At 42.6% G+C, this 20,036-nt stretch carries 20 protein-coding genes; 11 read left to right on the top strand and 9 right to left on the bottom strand.

Annotation, left to right across the window (positions count from 1 at the left end):
- Positions 1-132 precede the first annotated feature (132 nt).
- The 7 genes from V7R55_RS16390 to dusA form a co-directional block, all read right to left on the bottom strand.
- Positions 133-888 (bottom strand): TIGR04219 family outer membrane beta-barrel protein, encoded by a 756-nt coding sequence (locus V7R55_RS16390; protein WP_334060344.1) that lies wholly within the window; start codon positions 886-888, stop codon positions 133-135.
- A 3-nt stretch (positions 889-891) separates the two neighbouring features.
- Complete coding sequence (locus V7R55_RS16385) at positions 892-1,884, bottom strand: DUF2333 family protein (protein ID WP_334060343.1); 993 nt, start codon at positions 1,882-1,884, stop codon at positions 892-894.
- Positions 1,885-2,040: 156 nt separating this feature from the next.
- Positions 2,041-2,403 carry a hypothetical protein gene (locus tag V7R55_RS16380; RefSeq protein ID WP_334060342.1) on the bottom strand — a complete coding sequence of 121 codons (363 nt, stop codon included), beginning with the start codon at positions 2,401-2,403 and terminating at the stop codon, positions 2,041-2,043.
- Positions 2,403-2,603, bottom strand: a complete 201-nt coding sequence (locus V7R55_RS16375; RefSeq protein WP_025254029.1) for a PspC domain-containing protein — start codon at positions 2,601-2,603, stop codon at positions 2,403-2,405. The genes V7R55_RS16380 and V7R55_RS16375 overlap by 1 nt, the downstream gene beginning before the upstream one ends.
- A gap of 60 nt (positions 2,604-2,663) precedes the next feature.
- The gene (pspA, locus tag V7R55_RS16370) at positions 2,664-3,332 is read right to left on the bottom strand and encodes a phage shock protein PspA (RefSeq protein ID WP_334060341.1); all 669 of its coding nucleotides are present in this window, start codon (positions 3,330-3,332) and stop codon (positions 2,664-2,666) included.
- Between the two features lie 343 nt (positions 3,333-3,675).
- Positions 3,676-3,960 carry a hypothetical protein gene (locus V7R55_RS16365; protein ID WP_334060340.1) on the bottom strand — a complete coding sequence of 95 codons (285 nt, stop codon included), beginning with the start codon at positions 3,958-3,960 and terminating at the stop codon, positions 3,676-3,678.
- A 192-nt stretch (positions 3,961-4,152) separates the two neighbouring features.
- Complete coding sequence (gene dusA / locus V7R55_RS16360; RefSeq protein ID WP_438823602.1) at positions 4,153-5,175, bottom strand: tRNA dihydrouridine(20/20a) synthase DusA; 1,023 nt, start codon at positions 5,173-5,175, stop codon at positions 4,153-4,155.
- Positions 5,176-5,836: 661 nt separating this feature from the next.
- On the opposite strand from dusA, the gene V7R55_RS16355 reads away from it, so the two are divergent.
- The 6 genes from V7R55_RS16355 (at position 5,837) to V7R55_RS16330 (ending at position 13,208) form a co-directional block, all read left to right on the top strand.
- Complete coding sequence (locus V7R55_RS16355; RefSeq protein ID WP_334060338.1) at positions 5,837-6,868, top strand: type IV toxin-antitoxin system AbiEi family antitoxin; 1,032 nt, start codon at positions 5,837-5,839, stop codon at positions 6,866-6,868.
- Positions 6,852-7,706, top strand: a complete 855-nt coding sequence (locus V7R55_RS16350; protein ID WP_334060337.1) for a nucleotidyl transferase AbiEii/AbiGii toxin family protein — start codon at positions 6,852-6,854, stop codon at positions 7,704-7,706. Before V7R55_RS16355 ends, V7R55_RS16350 begins: the two co-directional genes overlap by 17 nt.
- A gap of 552 nt (positions 7,707-8,258) precedes the next feature.
- Positions 8,259-8,810 (top strand): hypothetical protein, encoded by a 552-nt coding sequence (locus V7R55_RS16345; RefSeq protein WP_334060336.1) that lies wholly within the window; start codon positions 8,259-8,261, stop codon positions 8,808-8,810.
- A gap of 3 nt (positions 8,811-8,813) precedes the next feature.
- Complete coding sequence (locus tag V7R55_RS16340) at positions 8,814-10,577, top strand: OmpA family protein (RefSeq protein ID WP_334060335.1); 1,764 nt, start codon at positions 8,814-8,816, stop codon at positions 10,575-10,577.
- Between the two features lie 15 nt (positions 10,578-10,592).
- On the top strand, positions 10,593-11,078 hold the full coding sequence (locus V7R55_RS16335; protein ID WP_334060334.1) for a Rab family GTPase: 486 nt from the start codon (positions 10,593-10,595) through the stop codon (positions 11,076-11,078).
- A 9-nt stretch (positions 11,079-11,087) separates the two neighbouring features.
- Complete coding sequence (locus tag V7R55_RS16330; RefSeq protein ID WP_334060333.1) at positions 11,088-13,208, top strand: sensor domain-containing protein; 2,121 nt, start codon at positions 11,088-11,090, stop codon at positions 13,206-13,208.
- A gap of 85 nt (positions 13,209-13,293) precedes the next feature.
- Here V7R55_RS16330 and fghA read toward each other — a convergent pair whose 3' ends face one another.
- Entirely contained in the window at positions 13,294-14,136 is an 843-nt protein-coding gene (fghA, locus tag V7R55_RS16325) for an S-formylglutathione hydrolase (RefSeq protein WP_334060332.1), read from the bottom strand.
- A 113-nt stretch (positions 14,137-14,249) separates the two neighbouring features.
- Between fghA and V7R55_RS16320 the strand changes: the two genes are divergently transcribed.
- Genes V7R55_RS16320 through V7R55_RS16310 form a run of 3 tightly spaced genes read left to right on the top strand, consistent with a single transcriptional unit; the run spans position 14,250 to position 17,446 of the window.
- On the top strand, positions 14,250-15,164 hold the full coding sequence (locus V7R55_RS16320; protein WP_334060331.1) for an acyltransferase: 915 nt from the start codon (positions 14,250-14,252) through the stop codon (positions 15,162-15,164).
- The gene (locus tag V7R55_RS16315; RefSeq protein WP_334060330.1) at positions 15,161-16,054 is read left to right on the top strand and encodes an acyltransferase; all 894 of its coding nucleotides are present in this window, start codon (positions 15,161-15,163) and stop codon (positions 16,052-16,054) included. The genes V7R55_RS16320 and V7R55_RS16315 overlap by 4 nt, the downstream gene beginning before the upstream one ends.
- A gap of 3 nt (positions 16,055-16,057) precedes the next feature.
- On the top strand, positions 16,058-17,446 hold the full coding sequence (locus V7R55_RS16310; protein WP_334060329.1) for a mechanosensitive ion channel family protein: 1,389 nt from the start codon (positions 16,058-16,060) through the stop codon (positions 17,444-17,446).
- Positions 17,447-17,546: 100 nt separating this feature from the next.
- Here the strand turns inward: V7R55_RS16310 and V7R55_RS16305 are convergent, their stop codons facing one another.
- A complete protein-coding gene (locus tag V7R55_RS16305) occupies positions 17,547-17,738 on the bottom strand; it encodes a hypothetical protein (protein ID WP_334060328.1) in 192 nt (63 codons plus the stop codon).
- 339 nt (positions 17,739-18,077) lie between these two features.
- On the opposite strand from V7R55_RS16305, the gene V7R55_RS16300 reads away from it, so the two are divergent.
- Both V7R55_RS16300 and V7R55_RS16295 read left to right on the top strand, forming a co-directional pair.
- The gene (locus tag V7R55_RS16300) at positions 18,078-18,908 is read left to right on the top strand and encodes a DUF2884 family protein (protein ID WP_334060327.1); all 831 of its coding nucleotides are present in this window, start codon (positions 18,078-18,080) and stop codon (positions 18,906-18,908) included.
- A gap of 233 nt (positions 18,909-19,141) precedes the next feature.
- Positions 19,142-19,954 carry an NAD-dependent epimerase/dehydratase family protein gene (locus tag V7R55_RS16295; protein WP_334060326.1) on the top strand — a complete coding sequence of 271 codons (813 nt, stop codon included), beginning with the start codon at positions 19,142-19,144 and terminating at the stop codon, positions 19,952-19,954.
- Positions 19,955-20,036: the final 82 nt, after the last annotated feature.

The following is a 20,036-nucleotide window of genomic DNA, read 5'->3' as shown; positions in this document are numbered from 1 at the left end:
GAAACTTTTTTATTACTGAAAGTGCTAATGACTGTGTGAATAGGTAATAACGTACGTGAACATTCCCCCCGGGAAATAAAAAAGGCGTGAACTACACAAGCAGCCACGCCTTTAAAATCATATAGTTAGTACTTAAAAATGAAGTTCTAAGCCTGCGAATACGCCGTCAAATTCCATGTCAGCGTAAACATCATCAAGGTCTTCAATATCAACCGTTACGTTTCTGTAACCAACTTGAAGGGTCATATCGACTGCTAAACTTTCTATGAATGAATATTGAACAGCTGCTTGATAATCACTTAGTTCATGATCATCAAATGATAAATAACTACCTTCAAAATATGCAGATAGCCCTGTGAACGGCAGCCCTAGCTGCACTTTTGAATACGCCATTGGCACAATGCCAGAGAATTCAGCAGAACCACTCGTGTCGCTATCACGCTCTACAACGCTTAGTGCTCCGTCGATATACTTTGCATTTACACCCAAATCAAAGCTGACTAAATCATTGTCGAATAGCTCGTAATATAAAATGAAATCCGTTGTATCAATTTCAATATCTGTATTTACAACAGCATCATTTCGAAATAATTCATCATCAAAAGTAAATTCGGATTGAAGCGCTGTAGTCCCAGAATTCTCTAACGTAGTGTGATTCACTTTCACATTCGGTAAGAAAGGCACAGGATGTTCAAAGGCAATATATAACGCCGTATTGGTTTCATCGTCAAAATTGAAGTCAGCGGTGTTATTGTTATCAGCAAAACCACCTTGTGTATCGGTTTGCCACACTTGTGCACCAACATACACGCCAGCAATAGTGTCTGCGTGAGATGAAACTGAAAATAATGCGCATCCCAATGCGGCAGCGATAAGACCCTTTTTCATTAATTATCCTTGATTAAGAAGTTCTGATATTTCAATTAAAGCAGCGTTTGCACGAGAAATATAGTTAGCCATAACTAAAGAGTGATTAGCTAACATACCAAAGCCGCCACCGTTTAAAATCATCGGACTGTAAACAGACTGTTGTGTTGCTTCCAGTTCGCGAATGATTTGCTGAAGACTCACTAGGGCATTCTTATCTTCAAGCACATCGTTAAATTCAATTTCTACGGCTTTTAGAAAGTGTAGTAAAGCCCATGTTGCACCGCGCGCTTCATAAAAATTATCATCTAACTTCCACCAGCTTGTCTGTACAACTCGCTGGTTGCTGCTAGGCGTAGATTGCTTTGCGTTAGCGTCACCAGCTAAATCTGTATTAACTCTCGCAGATCCTACGCTGGCACTGAGTCTTTGCGAATAGCTACCTAATCGTTTTTCTACCTGTTTCAGCCATTCGCGCAAATTATCTGCACGGGTGTAGAACTGACTGTCTGAATTGCGTGTGTTTGCCAACTCGTCTCGATATTTTTTAAGAAGCTCTATACCTTCAGCATAGCTGGATTCAGACGAAGGCAATGCCCAGCTTTTATGATCCATATTGAATTTAGGGTGGGCTTTTGTCAGGTAAGGGTTTTCAATTGATTGAGATTGAGAACGGCTGAAATCTTTACGCATAGAAAGAGCCAGATCACGCACCATTTCCAGTGCACCAAACTCCCACGCAGGCATGTTATCTAAAAAGACACCAGGAGGAATGACATCATTTGAAAGGTAACCACCAGGCTTATCTAGCAAAGTTTCTGACACATCGATCATAGTAGTGGTCAATGTGTAACCCGCTATATTGGTAGGGTTCTCAACGGGTGAGTTCTGTTCCAAACGTTTTCTAACATCATACGTGTCTGGAGATAAACTCCAATACCACCCGATTAACCAGAACAGTAAAAAAATCACCACAGCGACAATCGCTATCTGTTTTGAGTTAATAGATTGTCTCATATAAACACCAACCTTCCTTTTAAATAACAAATAGCCGACGGTGGTCAGCTATTTGAAACAACTAATATTACGTGAAAAATGCGAAACCTTTATGACGGTTACCGGTATAACACCACCTTTTACTACGTTAACACAATTTAAATTTATTTATGTTAATTATAAAGTATGGCGCATGTTTACGTCATTTTGTTGCCTATAAGCAGCAGATTTACGATTTTTCAGAGCATATAGCGCGATACCAATTAGTATAATTGGCCAGAAAGCACTGACACCCAACACCAGCAAAGCCAAAAAGCCCGCACCTAAAGCTAAAAGAATTGTACCCATAACGCTTATGGCAACAACAAAGCCCACTATGGCAAGGGCAACACCAATTAACGAAAGCACTGCCACGTTTTCCCAAGGACTTAGCAACTCGTCAGACATAACAAGGTGCATGCCGAGCCAGCTATCTACAAGGCTTCCCAAACAGTTCACCAAAATAATGGCGATGACTAACGCAATTAAAAAGTTTTTCATTACACTAATCTCGGTAATAGGATAACGGCTGCCACGTAAGCTACTAGCGTGATGGGGGTTGCGATAAATAAACCCGCTACCGCTGCCGCTCTTACCCATACTGCATCGATATCAAAATAACGTGCAACACCTGCACACACACCTGAAATAATGCCAGAATCAAGGTCTCTATAAATTCGCTTCTGTGATGGTACTTTCATCATTTTCTCCAAAATGTTTCTTCGATATCTACAATATAAGTTGGCGGCACCCAAGGTCGCTTACGCAACCTTTTTCTTCTTAAGTTCTGCCAGTTCCTTTTCAATCGCTTCGTCTGCTTCCATTGCGTCGAACTCAGCTTGTAATGACGTTGCTTCATTAGACTTCGTTAAGTCATATGCATCCACTTGCGCTTCAAGATGGTCAATACGCTGTTCATAGCTTTCAAAACGCATCATTGCATCGTCAATTTTGCCTTCGTGGTCAGCCTGCTTCACCTTCAAGCGTGTTTGCGCTGAATTCTTGCGCTGAACTAAGGTTTTTTGCTTAGCTTTGGCTTCTGCTAATTTACTGTTCAACCTTGCAGTATCGCCTTGAATTTTTTCGATACTTTCAGCTAGTTGCGCTTCTTGCTCTTTAAGAGAGTCAAGTTTCGAAACATACTTCTGCTTCTCTATTAGCGCCGCTTTTGCCAAAGACTCTTTGTCGTTGTTCATTGCAATTTGTGCTTTATGCTGCCAACTATCAACTTGTTTGTTTGCTGCTTCCATATGACGCGCTAGTGTTTTTTGCTGAGCAATAAAGCGCGCCGCGTCGGTGCTAACCTCAACCAGGGTTTCTTCCATTTCTTGAATAATCAAACGAATGATTTTTTCAGGATCTTCAGCTTTATCCAACATCGCGTTGATGTTTGCTTGAACAATATCGTTAATGCGTGAAAACATACCCATGATTCTTTCTCCGTTAAAAATAGTGTTGTGGCTTCCAGCATTTATTCTCTTTTACACACTGCTAGCTGCCGCTGACTGAGTTCTCCTCAACACTTTTAGTATTACAATGACTATGCCATTTATTTATACTATTGATATGTATAGAATTTATTAAGAATTTAGCTTAAAACTGCTTTTTACTTCTAAGTTAAGTTACGATAAATTAGTGTATTTAACCAACCCTGTTGTTAAATTGACCACTTCCGATTTCATGGCATTTATGTCTTTCCCTAATAAACTTATTTCACTGTTGAATAGACACAAAAAAGCGCCCGTAGGCGCTTTTATCAATGCTGATTGAACATTAATCAGCGTCTTTATCAGTGTCTTGGTTGTCCGCTTCCGTGACGGCTAAGTCGGTAACACTAACTTTACCGCTTCCACGTACCTCTTGAGGGCTCAACTCAAAATGGTAAGTAGCGTTGGCCACTGCTTGGTATACATCAGACTTTATCTCTTGTGTAGTTGTAGTTACTGCATTTGAAACTACATGCGTCAAAAATGTTTGAAGCACTGACTCTTCTGCATTTGCTACACCGCTTGTCATGCTTGCTGTCAGTAAAGTTGCTGCGATTAGTGAAGTTTTCATGTTATCCCTCTAGATTTAGTCAGTGCAACAACACGTTGTCGTCGCGATACTTAGAGGATTGCGAGAGGTATGCCAACTCCTTAAATACAACTTAAGCAGCTGATTTTTAAGAACTTAAAGAAAGGCCCGCAAAAATGCGAGCCTTGGTGAAAATTGAACAAATATTAAACTTTGGTCAAAAGTACTAAGTTGTTAGTCTTTTTGACTATTGTATTCAGCCACTTCTTTTTGTGCGCTCTCTACGGCATCTAAAGCATTGAGAAGTAGATTAGGATCTGGATTTTTACCTGTGCCATTCTGGCTTAAGTATCTTCGCCAAATTCGACCACCCGCTTGCCCTTGATAAAGGCCTAGAATGTGGCGAGCTGCATGCCAAGGTTTAAAATACGGGTCGTCTTGGCGCTCAATGTATTGCTGCATCTGAAGTACTATTTCACGACGTGACAGACTCTGTGCATTAGCATCACCAAATATATCTTTATCAACGGTAGACATGATATAGGGGTTTGCATAAACCTCACGCCCTACCATAACACCGTCAACGCTTTCTAGCTGTTGCTGGGTTTCAGCGAGCGTTTTTATACCACCGTTAATGCTAATTGATAATTCAGGGCGCGCCTGTTTTAGTCTGTGGACCCGAGGGTAATTCAAAGGCGGTATTTCACGGTTTTCTTTTGGGCTTAGACCTTGTAACCAGGCTTTTCTTGCATGAACGATAAAGGTGTCACACCCAGCGTCTGACACTATATCGATGAAACGAGCAAAGTCTTCATCTTCATCCATGTCGTCAATACCGATACGGCATTTTACCGTTACGGGGATATCTACGGCAGCCTGCATAGCCTTAACGCAGCTAGCTACCACTTCAGGTTGCGCCATCAAACAGGCACCAAAGCTGCCGTTTTTTACTCTATCACTTGGACAGCCTACGTTTATATTGACTTCATCGTAGCCGCGCGCTTGAGATAACTCAGCACACTTAGCCATGTCAGCGGGATCGCTGCCGCCTAGTTGAACTGCCACAGGATGTTCTTCTTGGTTGTAACCAAGATAATCACCTTTCCCGTAAATGATCGCGCCTGTAGTGACCATTTCAGTATAAAGCAGCGTGTGCTTAGACATTAATCGTAAAAAGTAGCGACAGTGGCGGTCTGTCCAATCCAGCATTGGGGCGACTGAAAATTTGCGGTTGAAAGAGATGTCAGACATAGACATTAAAACCTTGATTAATATGTGAAAAAGTAAATCTCATCGCATTTTTACCGATTTCAAAATTAGTGACATTTCCGTGGTATTCCGTCGATTTTTCCCTTTCAGGAACACAATAGGAATACAAAAATATGGCGTTTTACTCAATCAACAAGCGGCTTCGCGGAGAACGAACCGTATATTCTACTTCTGTAAAACAGAAAAACAAAGGCAAGATAGTTTTCTCCAAGTCCAAAACGTTCACTTCACGCACATCGGCACGGAAGTGGGCGCGCGGACTGATAACGCAACTAGAGGCTGATGAGACAAGTTTGGTTGCAGGATATAAAGAAGTATCTTTTGGTGAGTTGATAGTCGAGTATGAGAATTACAAAGCCAATGAGGCTTCAACATGGCGACGGCAATTCTAATACATGTATCGATATTACTAGGTGAATCAACGACAGGATAAGAGAAGCCAAAACTTGGGATGCACTGTACACAGTAACCCGTTGTTGAAGCGGCCCCGTTTCTCCCCTAAAAAAAGTGTTAGACATGAATGTCTTCTTGTTCATTAAAAGTTAAAGTTCATAAAAAGTGAACGCTTAAGAATAATGAACAAAAGTTGCAATATTGTTCATTTTTTCGTACCGTTCAATAATAGTGAACATAAGATATAAATGAACAAATGGATAACTTACTAGCTGAAGCTGCGAAACTATTAGCCGCGAATACCAAGCTAAATGTCACTTATACGCATCACAATGCCCGAAATGCTGAGAAAACTGACGGACAGCTGACGATCACTCACGGAAACCAGAAACATACTTGGTGTGTGGAAGAAAAGGAGAGGCTTACTCGCCACAGGCTACACAAGCTTCAACTAGAAAAAATAGTTTTTAACAACAAAAAAACACTTATAGTCACAACCTATATCAATGAGAACATTGCCGAGCTTTGCCAGGAGTTGCAAATCGATTATCTCGATCTAGCAGGTAACGCGTACCTCAACATACCTCCCTTTTATATCGATATTAGAGGCAAGAAACCACCTCAAGAGCATCAAATACAACGCGCGCGAAAGCTAACAGGAAAGGCATTCCAACCTAAAGGCATGAAACTGGTCATGATGTTGTTATTGAAGCCTGAGCTTGTTAATCAGCCAATGCGGGTACTTGCGGAGCAAGCTGAAATTGCTTTAGGCACGGTAAAACAAGTTTTAGATGACCTTAAGCAGCTCACATTTATTCTCGAAAAAGGGAAAAAGGGATTCGTCCTCAACGAAAAAGATCTGCTTCTAACGCGGTGGCTGGACGCTTATCCACACAACATGGAAGCAAAACTGGAGCAAAAGCTATATGTTCCTCAGAATATTGAGCAGCTTCGTAACGCACCACTAGATAAGTACGGAGCACTCTGGGGCGGAGAGGTCGCCGCCGATGCCTATACCCATTACCTTACCCCCAAAACATACCAGGTGTATGCTGATACTGAAGCACATAAAGCCCTATTAAAAACTTTCAGGCTACGCCGACTACGTGCTGAAGAGACAGACGTTAATATACTGAAAATTATAGAGCCGCCTGTAGGAATCGAAAAAATTAGGGGTGAGTTACCTGGCTATGTCGCGCCATTGCTAGTCTATGCTGAACTACTCAACAGCGATGACCCTCGCAATCTTGAAACCGCAAAAAGGATCTACCATGACCATCTCGCTTGATGTATCCGAAAAACTGCCCAAAGGGCTTGTCGAGGTATATGGTCAAATCCACGGTATTGCCGCAGAGCTAAGTGTTCCGTTGCTAATTGTAGGGGCTACTGCACGGGATATTATCTTGGTTCACGGCTACAACGCTGCTATCGAGCGCGGTACGAAAGATGTGGACTTTGGTATCGAAGTGCAGAATTGGGAGCATTACGAAGTGCTACGAACTGCACTGATAGCAGCGGGATTTACACCGCACTCGAAGAAAGCACATCAACTAAACACGACTGACAGTGACGGCTTGCCTTGGGAAATCGACTTGATTCCATTTGGTGGGGTCAGCGATGATCACGGCCAGATCGCTTGGCCGCCAAAACAAGATATAGTCATGAGCGTGCTAGGGTTCGATGAAGTCTATCAAAACGCGTGGGATGTTACTCTGTCAAAAAGTCCTGAACTTAGTGTAAAAGTAGCATCTACGGCAGGCATCTTATTGCTAAAACTTATCGCCTGGACTGAACGAGGTCGTGAGTATCAGGGAAAAGACGCCATTGATATCTATTATGTCATAAAACACTACAGCAAAATTCCTCCTGTAACAGATGCGCTTTACGACCAAGGTTACATGGATGCTCAGGATTACGACATTATGAATGCCACTGCAATGTTGTTAGCGGACGAAATCGCGGCCATTGCGAAGGAGAAAACTATGACCTACATAACGCAGGCTTTGCTAAACAACAATAGCGTCTTGGAGCGCATGAAGGTTGATATAACAAAGTACACTGTCGCAGATTATGACGAAACCAACATACTCATCGAAATTATAAAAGATAGGCTAAATGGAGGATAAACCCATCAGTTGTTTCTGGATATTTCCGTCAACATCCTTAAACTGAGGAACGCAATAGGAATACAACGAGTGTCACTTTTTACCGAAATCCCCATATATATCAAGGCGTTTTAAAATTAGGCGTGACTATCCAACATTGGAGCGACAGAGAACTTACGATTTGTTGGAGTGATAGACACGACAGGAGCCTCAGACACAATTATTACTTATAAACCTCGCGTAGACGCGAGCGGCGTAGAGTACCTATGTTCAATAAAAAAACAATGTCGCTTGCCATTATTTGATAGGCCTATTTCCGTCTTAAAAAACAGTTCAAATCGCATGTTACTTAAGAAAGTATTTATAGCTCATTCAACTTACTGAAAAGATGGCGCTTTTTTGTGTAAGAGTTTTTGTAGATATTTGCCACTATTATGCTTTTAGCTTATTTCAAAGTAAGTGATTAGCGGCTATTGTATAAAGAGAAACCTAAAATTATTAGCACAGACAAAAATGTGATCGCAGGCTATTTACTACTAATAGTAAGCGTACTGCACCTTCCGGAGACATTTTATGGCGGACAAGAAGCCGAAGGACCAGCAAGCGCAAGACGTTAACGCAACACAGAGCGCTCCTCAACCCGCTGATGAGCTTGCACAACTTAGAGAAATATTATTCGGTCAAACAAACCGTGCTTTTCGCGCAGATCTTTCTGCTCTAGAGTCACGAGTGAACGACAGCTTTACTAAACTAAACGCACACCTTGATGACCAGTTCAACGATATACGTAAGCTTATCGACCAGCAGATCACCGAACTTTCAAACCAGTTAGCCAGTGCCAATGACAATCACAGTAACGTGCAAGAGCAGTTGCAGCACACTACAGATAAGCTACAAAGTGAATTGGAAATAGCCGAAACAGCTGCTAAAAACGACAACGACGCGCTAGAAGCACATGTGGTGAAAGAGTTGGAATCACTCGACAACCTGTTCAGCAAGCGCCATCAAGAGTTGTTAGAAAAGCTACAGCAAGTTACCAGCGAGCTTTCAGAGAGTAAAACCGACAGGAAAACACTGGCGAACTTACTTTCAACCATGGCAACCAACCTTGCTACCGACCATTAATTGATGAGTGACAAGGCGCCGCCGTCTGGATTGCCAGACAACTCTCTTGAGAAAATCAGAGAGCTTCTTATTGGGCGGGATGACAAGTTCGTTCAAGAGAAGCTAAAGCACGATGCCAAAGGCATCGTGACTAATGTCGTCTCCGAAGCACTGTTTGATCGAGAAACAAAAGATGGTTCGGTTAACAAGGTTTTAGTTCCCCTTGTTGAAAAGTCGCTGCACCGGTCTATAGAAGCCAATAGCGAAAAAATCGTGGGCACGCTTTATCCGTTAGTCGGTACGCTTGTAAGAAAAGCCGTTTCTTCGTTTCTAGTGGAGTTTATTGAGCGAACCAACGCATTAATCGAAAATAGCTTCAGTCCCAAAAGTATCTCGTGGCGCTTCAAAGCCTGGCAGTCTGGCGTTAAATACTCGGAATATGTCGCGTCGCAAATCTATCAGTATCAAGTTCAACAGCTGCTCGTCATTCACCGTGAAACCGGCACTTTACTTCACAGTATCTCGTCCGATCCGGAAAAAGAAAAAGATGCAGATCTCATTTCTTCGATGCTTGTCGCCATCAATGACTTCGTTGCAGATGCGTTTGGCGTAACAGCTACCGAATCTGAAAACGAGCTAGGCGAGATAAAAACAGAAGACTTTACACTACTGATTAAAATTGGTCCGCAAGCACTGCTGGTTGCTGCAGTTACTGGAAGTATTCCGCCTGAAGTACGGGGTAAACTTCAGCAGGCTCTGGAGGAATTTCATCAGTTTTACCAACAACCTTTAATTCATTATGAAGGCGACAATGCTCCTTTTGAGGGATGCGAAACTATTCTTGCGGATTGCTTGATCAGTGAAAGGAAAGAAAGTGAAGGTAAAAGATCGAAACGCATGATAGGCGCTGTCGTGCTAATGGTAATCTTCATCGCCTTAGCGATACTTTCTTTCATGCGACTATCGCTAAGTATTTTGAAGAGCGAGCTGCACGAGCTTACGCCTCCCCCTGGTATCATTGTCACCGATACCTATATATCAAATGGCATTGTACATACAAAAGTACTGCGCGACCCTATTTCCACCAGCGTTGATCAATGGTTCAGCGACAATGGAATCGATGCAGAAAAGGTCACGGTAATTGAAGAGCCCTTTGTCTCTTTAAAACCAAGTGTGGTAGAGCGTAAACTTGAAACGCTCGTGAACCAATACCCGCTCAACGAGCTTGAAAGTATAACTATAGAAAAAGAGGAAAACCGCAGATTCTTGATATCAGGAACTGTGTTTAATACAACCGCGATAGACCTTACTCAGCAGATAAGTGCAATCCCAGGTATATCGGCAGTTTCCGTAGACACTACTGCCCTAAACGTAAAACCGGCTTATAACGTTGATGATGCTGCGCTCCAAAAAGCATCGTTAAATCGACTCGTTAACAAGGTTTCTTCACAAAGTGTACTTTTTGCTACTAACCAAGAGGCGCTTTCTGAAGTACAGTTAGCAAAATTAGAAGCACTGGCGAACGACATAAAGCGATTATTAACGCTCGCAGACAAGACAAATACTGTTGTGAGTATTGTCGTGATGGGTGCCAGTGACAACTCAGGCTCGACCGCACGCAATCGCACCCTTAGCAAAAAACGAGCAGATAATGTTGTGAGTTCATTAATTTCACTTGGTGTAGAAAGTGATATCCTTATACCTGTAAGCTTAGGGGAGCTGCCGTTGCAGAATGCATCAATGGGGCGTTCAGTTATGTTAAATGTTTTAATATCCAGTGAGCAATAGTAAGGAAGCTTTGCGGTGATACAGAAAAAAGTTTGTATTTTAGGGCCCACTGGTGTTGGTAAAACAAGTCTAGTAAAGCAGTTTGTTGAAGGTATTTTTTCCGAAAAATACAAGACAACTATTGGCGTAAAAATAGACAAAAAACAAGTCAATAAAGAAGGACGAGGTGTTCAGCTTCTCCTTTGGGACTTAGAGGGTATCGATAGATACTGTGGCTTTAATCCCCGCTACCTTCGCGGAGCCAGCGCTTATATTATCGTTGTTGATCAAACTCGCTCTCAATCTTTACTTGAGGGTATAGAAATTCTCGACCTTGCGCGAGAACATTACCCAGACATTCCCGCCTTTTTCGTGGTTAATAAAACTGACCTTCCTACCAGTTGGCATTGGAGTGAGGAGGAATTGGATAATTACGCGCAGAGGTTTGCATCACTTACCAAAACAAGTGCGAAAACCGGTGAAAATGTAGAAAAATTATTCAACACGATTGCGTTTTGGTAGGAGAATGCCATGGATATCCATTTACTGAATGCGTTGGGCATCACTAACTGCGCGTTGTTTAAGTTCAACTCTGAAACCGACATTGCGTGTTTAACACCCGAAATTCCATGGTTAGCTGACGTTGTTTCGCTCGACGATAACAACAAACTGCACAAGAAACATATCTCCTCTATCTATTTATATGACTTTTTTACTGACGCTGATGAGGTTTGGAAAGGTAACACCTCGTTTACGCTATCTTCGGGCTTTTGGACAGAACAAAGCGAACATCAGGTTTTGCGTCTTGAAGCCTTGGCTATAAATAGCGGCTCAGGCTCTCGCTACCTCGTGCTGAAAAACGTTGAAGAGCAATTTGATGAAAAACGACAAACGTTGCAAGCGGCTCGTGAACTACTGTTAAACCACCATGAAATTGTAGGGCAGCATGAGTACATTAGGCACAAGTTGAACAATGTATTGCGCAAAAACACTCGATTACAAAAGCTAGTCCCCCCCATACAGCAAGCTATACATAATCTAGAAACGGGCGTTGTTATTTTAGATAATGAGGGCGCGTTAATTTTAGACAACAAAGCATCACATCGGCTTCTGCTCTGTAATAGCACTACACCAAGTTCTCTTCGTATCAGCGAGCTGATAAAAGACATCGATGCGCCATCTACTTTTCTACCAGCGTTAGTACAGCGCAAAGCACCATGGCAAGGTGAAATATATTGGCAACCAGTAGACGATTATAAAGTCTGGCTTCAAGTTACCATTCATCCGGTGCTACAAGGCGGTGAGCTCACCCACTGGGTATACCTATTTACTGATATCACGCACATACACAGTAAAGAGCAGAACGTGCTTACCGCCAGCGGCATGGATTCGCTAACAAAAGTTGCGAACCGCAATTCGTTTACCAGCACGATCAGGCGGCTGATACAGGAAGAAACCCCTTTTAAGTTGTTTATCATTGACATTTGCGACTTCAAAAAGATTAATGAGGCGCTGAGCTATCAATCTGGGGATGAAATTTTAAAGTCTTTTGCCTTACGGCTACAAACCTTCGTTGGCAACAGCGGATTTATTGCGAGAATCGGCAGTAACGAGTTTGCCCTGGTAAAACGCATTGATACTTTTAAAGAAGTCAGTACTGCCGAGTATGTTAAACAGCTTTTAACCAAACTCACCCAGACCTACACCGTGCTTAACGGCAACGAGACCAACCTAGGTGTTAATATTGGTGAGGCGAGTTTTCCACAGGACTGCTGTTCATCAGAAACGCTGCTGCAATGTTCAGATATTGCACTTCAAGCCGCTAAATATCAGGGCAGAAACGTCGTCCTTGCATACAGTGAAGAACTACAAAGGCAGCATCATGACATTCATGAGCTTGAAACAGAGCTTCGCAACGCCATTAAAAATAGCGAGCTTAAACTCTTTTTACAGCCCATCGTCGATCTCTCTTCTGGAAAAGTCGTAAAGTGTGAAGCGCTTGCAAGGTGGATAACGCCTGAAAATAAATTTATCTCGCCAGAAATATTTATTCCTTTGGCAGAGAAAAGTGAACTCATTTTCCCCTTTGGCGAATGGCTAATTAATGAAGCCTGTAATGCTATTGAAGCGTTAAAAGCAGCTAACTTAAACATTCGATTGGCAATTAATATATCAGGTCGCCAAGTATCAGATTTAACACTGCTTAATCAAATTAAAAACGCACTGGATGACCATCAACTACAAGGCTCGAACTTATCTATCGAATTAACGGAGAGCGTATTCGTTGATAGCCTAAACACAGTATCTGTTTTGCTTAACGAGCTCAGAGCTATGGGAATTACTGTATCGATTGACGATTTCGGTACGGGTTTCAGCTCGCTCGTTTATTTGAAAAAATTGCCGATTGATGAGCTTAAGATTGACCGTTCTTTTGTGAGTGAGCTTGAGAAAAATACCGACGACCAAGCTATCGTTCAGGCGATTCTCGGGCTTGCGAGTAATTTAAATATCAAAATTATTGCTGAAGGCATTGAAACGCCACAACAACAGCAGTTTCTAAAGAATCACCAATGCGCATACGGCCAAGGATATTTGTATCAGCAACCCGTTGCGATTGATGAGTTCATCTCTCAGGCGCATAAGTTAACGTAACCTTAGGCCTTTTGACTAAAACGATACAAGCAGCCAGCATGTCTTCTGGCTGCTTGATGCACTTTCTTGGCTTAAATAAATACGCTTAAATTAAGCCCATATGGCCTGCATGGAACTCTAAGTGCTCTTCGATAAAGGATGCAATGAAGAAATAACTGTGGTCGTAACCTTCATGCATATTCAGCGTAAGCTGCGTATCTGATTGCTGAGCAGCGTGCACAAGCGATTGAGGCTTCAGCTGCTCGTGCAAGAACTCATCTTTTGTACCCTGCTCGACAAGTAGAGGAACGCTATGGGTTTTGCTTGCTAACAATAGCGCTGCATCGAACTCCTTCCATGATGCTTTGTCACTCCCTAAATATCCACCGAGTGCTTTTTCGCCCCAAGGACAATCTGAGGGATTCGAAATAGGGCTAAACGCCGATACCGATACGAACTTATTGGGATTACGCATGCCGATAACAAGCGCACCGTGCCCGCCCATAGAATGTCCGCTAATCGCCCGCTCTTTAGTCACAGGAAATTCGCTTTCGATAAGCGCTGGCAGTTCATCAACAATGTAGCTATACATGTTGTAGTGTTTATCCCACGGTGCTTGTGTGGCGTCCACATAAAAGCCTGCACCTAAACCGAAGTCATAAGACCCTTCTTCATCGTCTGGCACCCCTTCACCACGGGGCGATGTATCAGGCGCAACAATGGCCATACCTAGTTCCGCCGCAAGTTTCATTGCACCGGCTTTCTGCATGAAATTTTGGTCGGTACAAGTTAGACCCGATAACCAATATAACACCGGCACCGGCTTCTCTTTCGAGGCAAACGGGGGAAGGAAGATTGCGAAAGTCATATCGCATTGTGTGGTTTCAGCTTTGTGGGTATAGCGCAAATGCTGGCCCCCAAATGCTTTATTTTCGCCAATAAGCTCCATTTCAGCTCCTTAAACTCATAAATTTGCACCTTTATTGTGGAATCAGTAAAGGCTCTATCGGATTTTAGATCAAGTTCGTTTACACTAAGCGCCTAATTTTTGAGGTAAGTACAATGGTAAAAGCCCTGTTGCATCATATTGTTGGCACTATTTCGGTTATCTGCTATTTCCTGAATACAGTTTTGTGGTCAACACCTATATTCATACTCGCGATATTTAAGTTAATCCCTTTTGCCCCATGGCGTCGCTTCATCTCCTATTTGCTTGATGCATGCGCCACTGCGTGGATTGGTGTTAATAACCTCAATCAGCGCATTAGTGGGCGTACCAAGTGGCAAGTAAACGGACTTGAAAAACTTACTCGAGACGATTGGTATCTCGTTATTGCTAACCATCAATCTTGGGTCGATATCTTAGTTCTTCAACGTGTATTCAACCGAAAGATCCCTTTTCTAAAGTTTTTCCTTAAAAAAGAACTAATTTATGTGCCAATACTAGGCCTTACTTGGTGGGCGCTGGATTTTCCGTTTATGCGTCGATATTCAAAATCGTTCTTGGCTAAAAACCCCCATCTGAAAGGGAAAGATATGGAAACCACACGCAAAGCGTGTGAAAAGTTTCGCAATAAACCCGTCAGCATTATGAACTTCGTAGAGGGCACGCGCTTTACGCAAGCAAAGCATGACAAACAAGCTTCGCCGTTCGCTCACTTAATGAAGCCCAAGGCTGGCGGCGTGGCCTTTGTGTTGTCAGCTATGGGGGAGCATTTGCACAAGCTTATCGACGTAACCATAGACTACCCAAACGGCGTTCCTTCTTTCTGGGACTTCGTGAGCGGTAAAGTGCGCGATATTCGTGTAAATATCAAAGTAATGCCTATTAAAGACATTATGGAAAATGGCGTATTTAACGATAGTTACTTTGACGACCCACAAGTTCGCGCCCGTTTTCAAACATGGCTGAATGAACAATGGCACGCCAAAGATCAACTTTTAGATTCACTTAACGCAACTCAGAAACCATTATGATTCGTGTAGTACTTGCGCCTTTTATCTTTGTTTTGCACACCTCGCTGCAAATTTTCAACCTCGCTTTTTGGGGCGGGCTAATTATCCTACTTGGCTTAGTAAAACTGCTGTTACCAAATGGAAGAATTAGAACTGCTTGGAACAAGGTTATGCATGCCCTAATGTTTAGCTTTGGACGGATTAGCGTACTTTTAATCAGGCTATTCAATAAGGTTGATATAGAGTGCTCGGTTCACGGTGAGCTCTCAAAAAACAGTTGGTACCTTATTATCGCCAACCATCTGAGTTATTTAGATATTATTCTGCTTATTGAATTTGCCACACACCGCATTCCCGCGCCTAAGTTCTTTCTAAAAAAAGAGCTCATCTGGTTACCCTTTGTGGGGTTAGGCGCTTGGGCGCTTGATATGCCTTTTATGCATAGGTACACCCGCGCATATTTGGAAAAAAATCCGGACAAAAAAGGCAAAGATTTAGAAACCACTAAAGCGTATTGCGAAAAGTTTAGAACGGTTCCTACTACAGTAATTAACTTTGTAGAAGGAACGCGCTTCACAACCCAAAAGCATTTATCTAAGCAAAGCCCCTACGTAAACCTGCTGCCACCTAAAGCCGGCGGTGTGTCTTTCACGCTATCAGCTATGGGTGAACTGTTCACTAATGTGTTAGATATCTCTCTGCTTTACCCTGAAAATAAACGTCACCCCATGATGGCAATGTTAAGCGGTCAGATGACAAAAATCGTTATCGACGTAAACGTTACCCCAGTGCCAGAGCTACAACAAGAATCAGAACGCACTGAGTCTGAGTTTCGTCTTTATTTCCAAAAATGGTTGAATGGTCTATGGGAAAATAAAGACAATCGAATAAAGAAACTGTTGGAGTTGTAAATAATGGAAGTCAGTGCTTCAGTACGCGATCATTTCATTCATTTGGTTAAAGACGTTTTTCCAAAATTGACCACTGAAGATCCGCTTTACAATTTGCTTGCACTAGGCTCTATACTATTCGTAGCAGTCCTAATCTACGTGGTTGCGCGCCTGCTAGTGCGGCCTCAAATTGCTAACTGGGTATATAAGTCGAATAACAGGTGGGATAACGCGCTACAAGAGCACGGCTTTTTTAGACGTTTAATGCACCTCTTCCCGGCTCTCTTTATTTACATCACTACCCCTGTACTCATTGATAGCGAAGCAGTCATACATGGATTGGTGATTAAGAGTGCTCAACTATACATGCTGTATAGTGGGCTATTAGCTTTGTACGCCATGCTAAGTACAGTAGAAGATGTCTACAATGCTTCAGCCCTATCCCGGCGCGCCCCTATTACAGGCTTCATTCAGGTAACCAAACTTGCCTTCGCAATCATTACGATACTGCTTAGTATTTCTTTGATTGTAGATAGAAGCCCGCTGCTAATCGTGTCAGGCCTAACCGCCATTGCAGCTGTATTGCTACTCATCTTCAGAGACACCATTTTAGGCTTTGTTGCAGGTATTCAAATTGCCGCCAACCGCATGTTTAATACGGGCGACTGGATTGCGATGCCCAAATATGAAGTAGATGGTGAGATACTCGAAATAGGCCTTACTAACGTTAAAGTACAAAACTGGGATAAAACTATTTCGACGCTGCCGACCTATAGCCTCACCACAGAAGCAGTAAAGAACTGGCGCGGCATGCAAGAGTCTGGTGGACGCAGAATTAAGCGCGCTATTTATATTGATGTGCACTCTATCAAGCTCTGTGACAACGATATGCTTGAGCGCTTTTCGAAAATTCGCTATATCAATGAATATATCGACAAGAAGAAAAATGAGCTCCGTGCCTATCACAGAGATTATTCTATCGATGAGTCGGATCTGCTAAACAATCGCCGACTTACCAACATTGGCACTTTTAGAGCCTACTTAGAGGCATACTTGCGCAAGCACCCGGATATAAATCAAGAACTAACCTTGATGGTTAGGCAGCTACCGCCCAATGAGCTGGGTTTACCTTTAGAAATTTACTGCTTTAGCATTCAAAAAGAGTGGGTGAAGTACGAGAAAGTGCAGGCCGATATTTTTGACCATGTCATGGCCATGCTGGATTTGTTCGACTTACGCGCTTATCAACGTGATGGGCATTTATCCTTGCTTGCTCATCGTGAACACAGCGTATTTAACAGCACTGACGAAAGCGATGCCCGACAGGAACCTGCTCAGCACCGTATTGATGATAAAAGTGCTAATACGCCAAGGCAAGTTAATGCGCCTGAAGGAGATCAGAACAAGAGCTGACACGGCGGCAAGAACAACGGCAATAGAACTGATATCTGTATCTTTTAAAAGGCGAAAAAAAACCGGCTGTAATAGCCGGTTTTTTCATAGTATTTATCGCTTAAGCCAGTGCGTAGGCCATCAGTAAGCAAAGTACTAAACCAGTAACGCCAAAAAAACCGTACTCGATTTTTTCCTGCATACCTTCAGCACCTGCTTTAGCAGTCATAAAGCCCATAACGACGCTGCTTAGCCCTAGCGTAAAGGCAATTAGCGCAACACCAAACATAATTGCATTAATCCAATCAGCCATTGTGATAACCCCTTAAAAATATTGGCGGTATTATGCACCAATAAATAAGATTTCACCATGCTTGGATTGGCTTAAATGTATCGCTATTGGTATTAATTGATCTTAGTCAAAACTACTAATTAGTTTGCAATTTCACTAAATAGTGAATTGAAAACCATCGCTAAAAACCAACAAAAAACTTAACCCACTGAAATATATAAGTTTTAAATTTTGGCAAGGCCATTGCTCTGTTAAAGATATGCCAGCGAACAACGCTAGTGTTTATTTAACAGTGACTCTACAAGCCATTGAGCCCATTTACCAAGGTCAATGCGTCACATGTAAACTAAGGAATGAACAATGTCTAACAAACTACTACTTTCTGTTGCCGTTACCAGTGCTTTGATAAGTGGCCACGCATTCGCGCATGACACAAGCTTTCAGAACAATAGCTGCGACATGGAGCTAGATGGCCATATTCAGTATTACCAAGGCGACCTCACGGTTCAGATGGACAATGGTTCAGTAATGACCATTGATGCCCAACACAATATGACTATTAACGGCGAGTCAGTTTCGCTAGACAGCGAACAGCAACGTTGGGTAAGTGAATACTACAACAACATTGATATTGCTATTCCTATGACTCTTACCATTGCCAGTGAAGGACTGCAAATTGCCAACGTAGCAGTAACTGAAGTATTTACTGAACTGCTGGGCGGTGACCAAATGAGTGATGATTTCAATGAATTGTTCAACTCACTAGAAACTAAATTAAACACCTCATTTTATGATGACGCGGGTAATATTCGCGTAGATTCTACGAAATTTGACGAGCCAGGCTGGTTTGACGAAAGCTGGGAGCAAGAGTTTGAAACACAAATTGAATCTTTGATCAGTGAATCTATGGGCCGAATTCTTATCGCGGTTGGCACACAAATGCTGTGGGAAGGTGGTGATATGTCTGAGTTTGAACAAAAAATGGAGCGCTGGGGTGAAGATTTAGAATACCGATTAGAAAGCCAAGCCGCTTCGCTAGAAGAGAAAGGCGATGCTTTGTGTAAAGTGTTGAAGAAAGCCGACTATGCCGAAGGTAAAATGCAGGCATCTATCTCTGGGCTTGATGATTTGAACCTGCTGGACATTGGTCAACCAGCCCAACACGGCCATAACGACGAAATGAAAATGTAGTCGTGTAATTTAGCGAACTAAACCCGCTACAACAAACTACTTACCTTTCTGTATCGCTTACTTTGAAACCGACTGAAACCAGTCGGTTTTTAGTTTTTATACCAGTTGCTAGCTAACTCTTTAATATCTCACCTCACTCAGATTTCTGCTTTTTCAGTTATTGGTAGGCGTATTAACGACATCCGCCCCCCGATTGATGTACTCTTAAGCCCAAACAAAGGGGAATTTAATCGATGACTCAGAATGTAGTAATTAGTGGCTATGGCTGGTTAGCCGGCTATGTAGGCAACGCACTGTCAGGTAAGGTCAATATTATAGGCACTACTCGAAGCCAACAGAAACGCCTAGCGTTAAAGGAACAAGGTATCACCGCAATTGAATATGCGCTGGGCGATGATACATCTGTATTATGTAGCTACTTGCAAGACGCGACTTTATTATTAAATATCCCACCTGGTAGAAAAAACACCAACCTCGAGTCATTTACTGAAAATATGCTGCAACTTATTGATGCAGCACTAGGCGCAGGCGTCGCGCATATTATTTTTATTAGTACCACATCAGTTTATGGGGATGACACGAGTAACGTCCTTACGGAACAAAGTGACACGAACCCACAAACTGCTTCGGCGAAAGCCCACGTGACTATTGAAAACTACTTACTGTCCATGCGAGACCAAGCTGATATCAGTATTGTTCGCTTAGCGGGTTTAGTAGGCCCAGACCGTCACCCTGCTCGTTCATTAAGTGGAAGACAGTTGGATGCAGGAAATAAACGAATTAACCTTGTTCATGTGCACGACATTGTGTCTGCGTTAACCTCGATTATTTGCGACAAGCCGCTAAACGACGTTATACACCTTTGCAGCTTATCTCACCCTAAGCGCGGTATTTATTATGTAGATGCAGCTAACGCGATGGGTATAGACGCCCCACACTTTTCTGATACAAAAGCTCAGCCTGGCGGCAAGGTTATCGACGCTACACAAAGTTGGAACAGGCTTAACATTACGCCTACCTATGGTGACCCCTATAGCATGTTTTAAGGTTTATACCGATATGTTCGTTTAGCTCGCTAAGACGATTGTAGATTCATTAAGGTGTATTCGCTAATAAGTTGCCAAAGAG

Origin of the sequence: Alteromonas sp. S005, from assembly GCF_036864475.1 — a bacterium.
GTDB lineage: Bacteria > Pseudomonadota > Gammaproteobacteria > Enterobacterales > Alteromonadaceae > Alteromonas.
The sequence above is the reverse complement of the archived record's forward strand: the minus strand, read 5'-3'. Positions and strand labels throughout refer to the sequence as shown.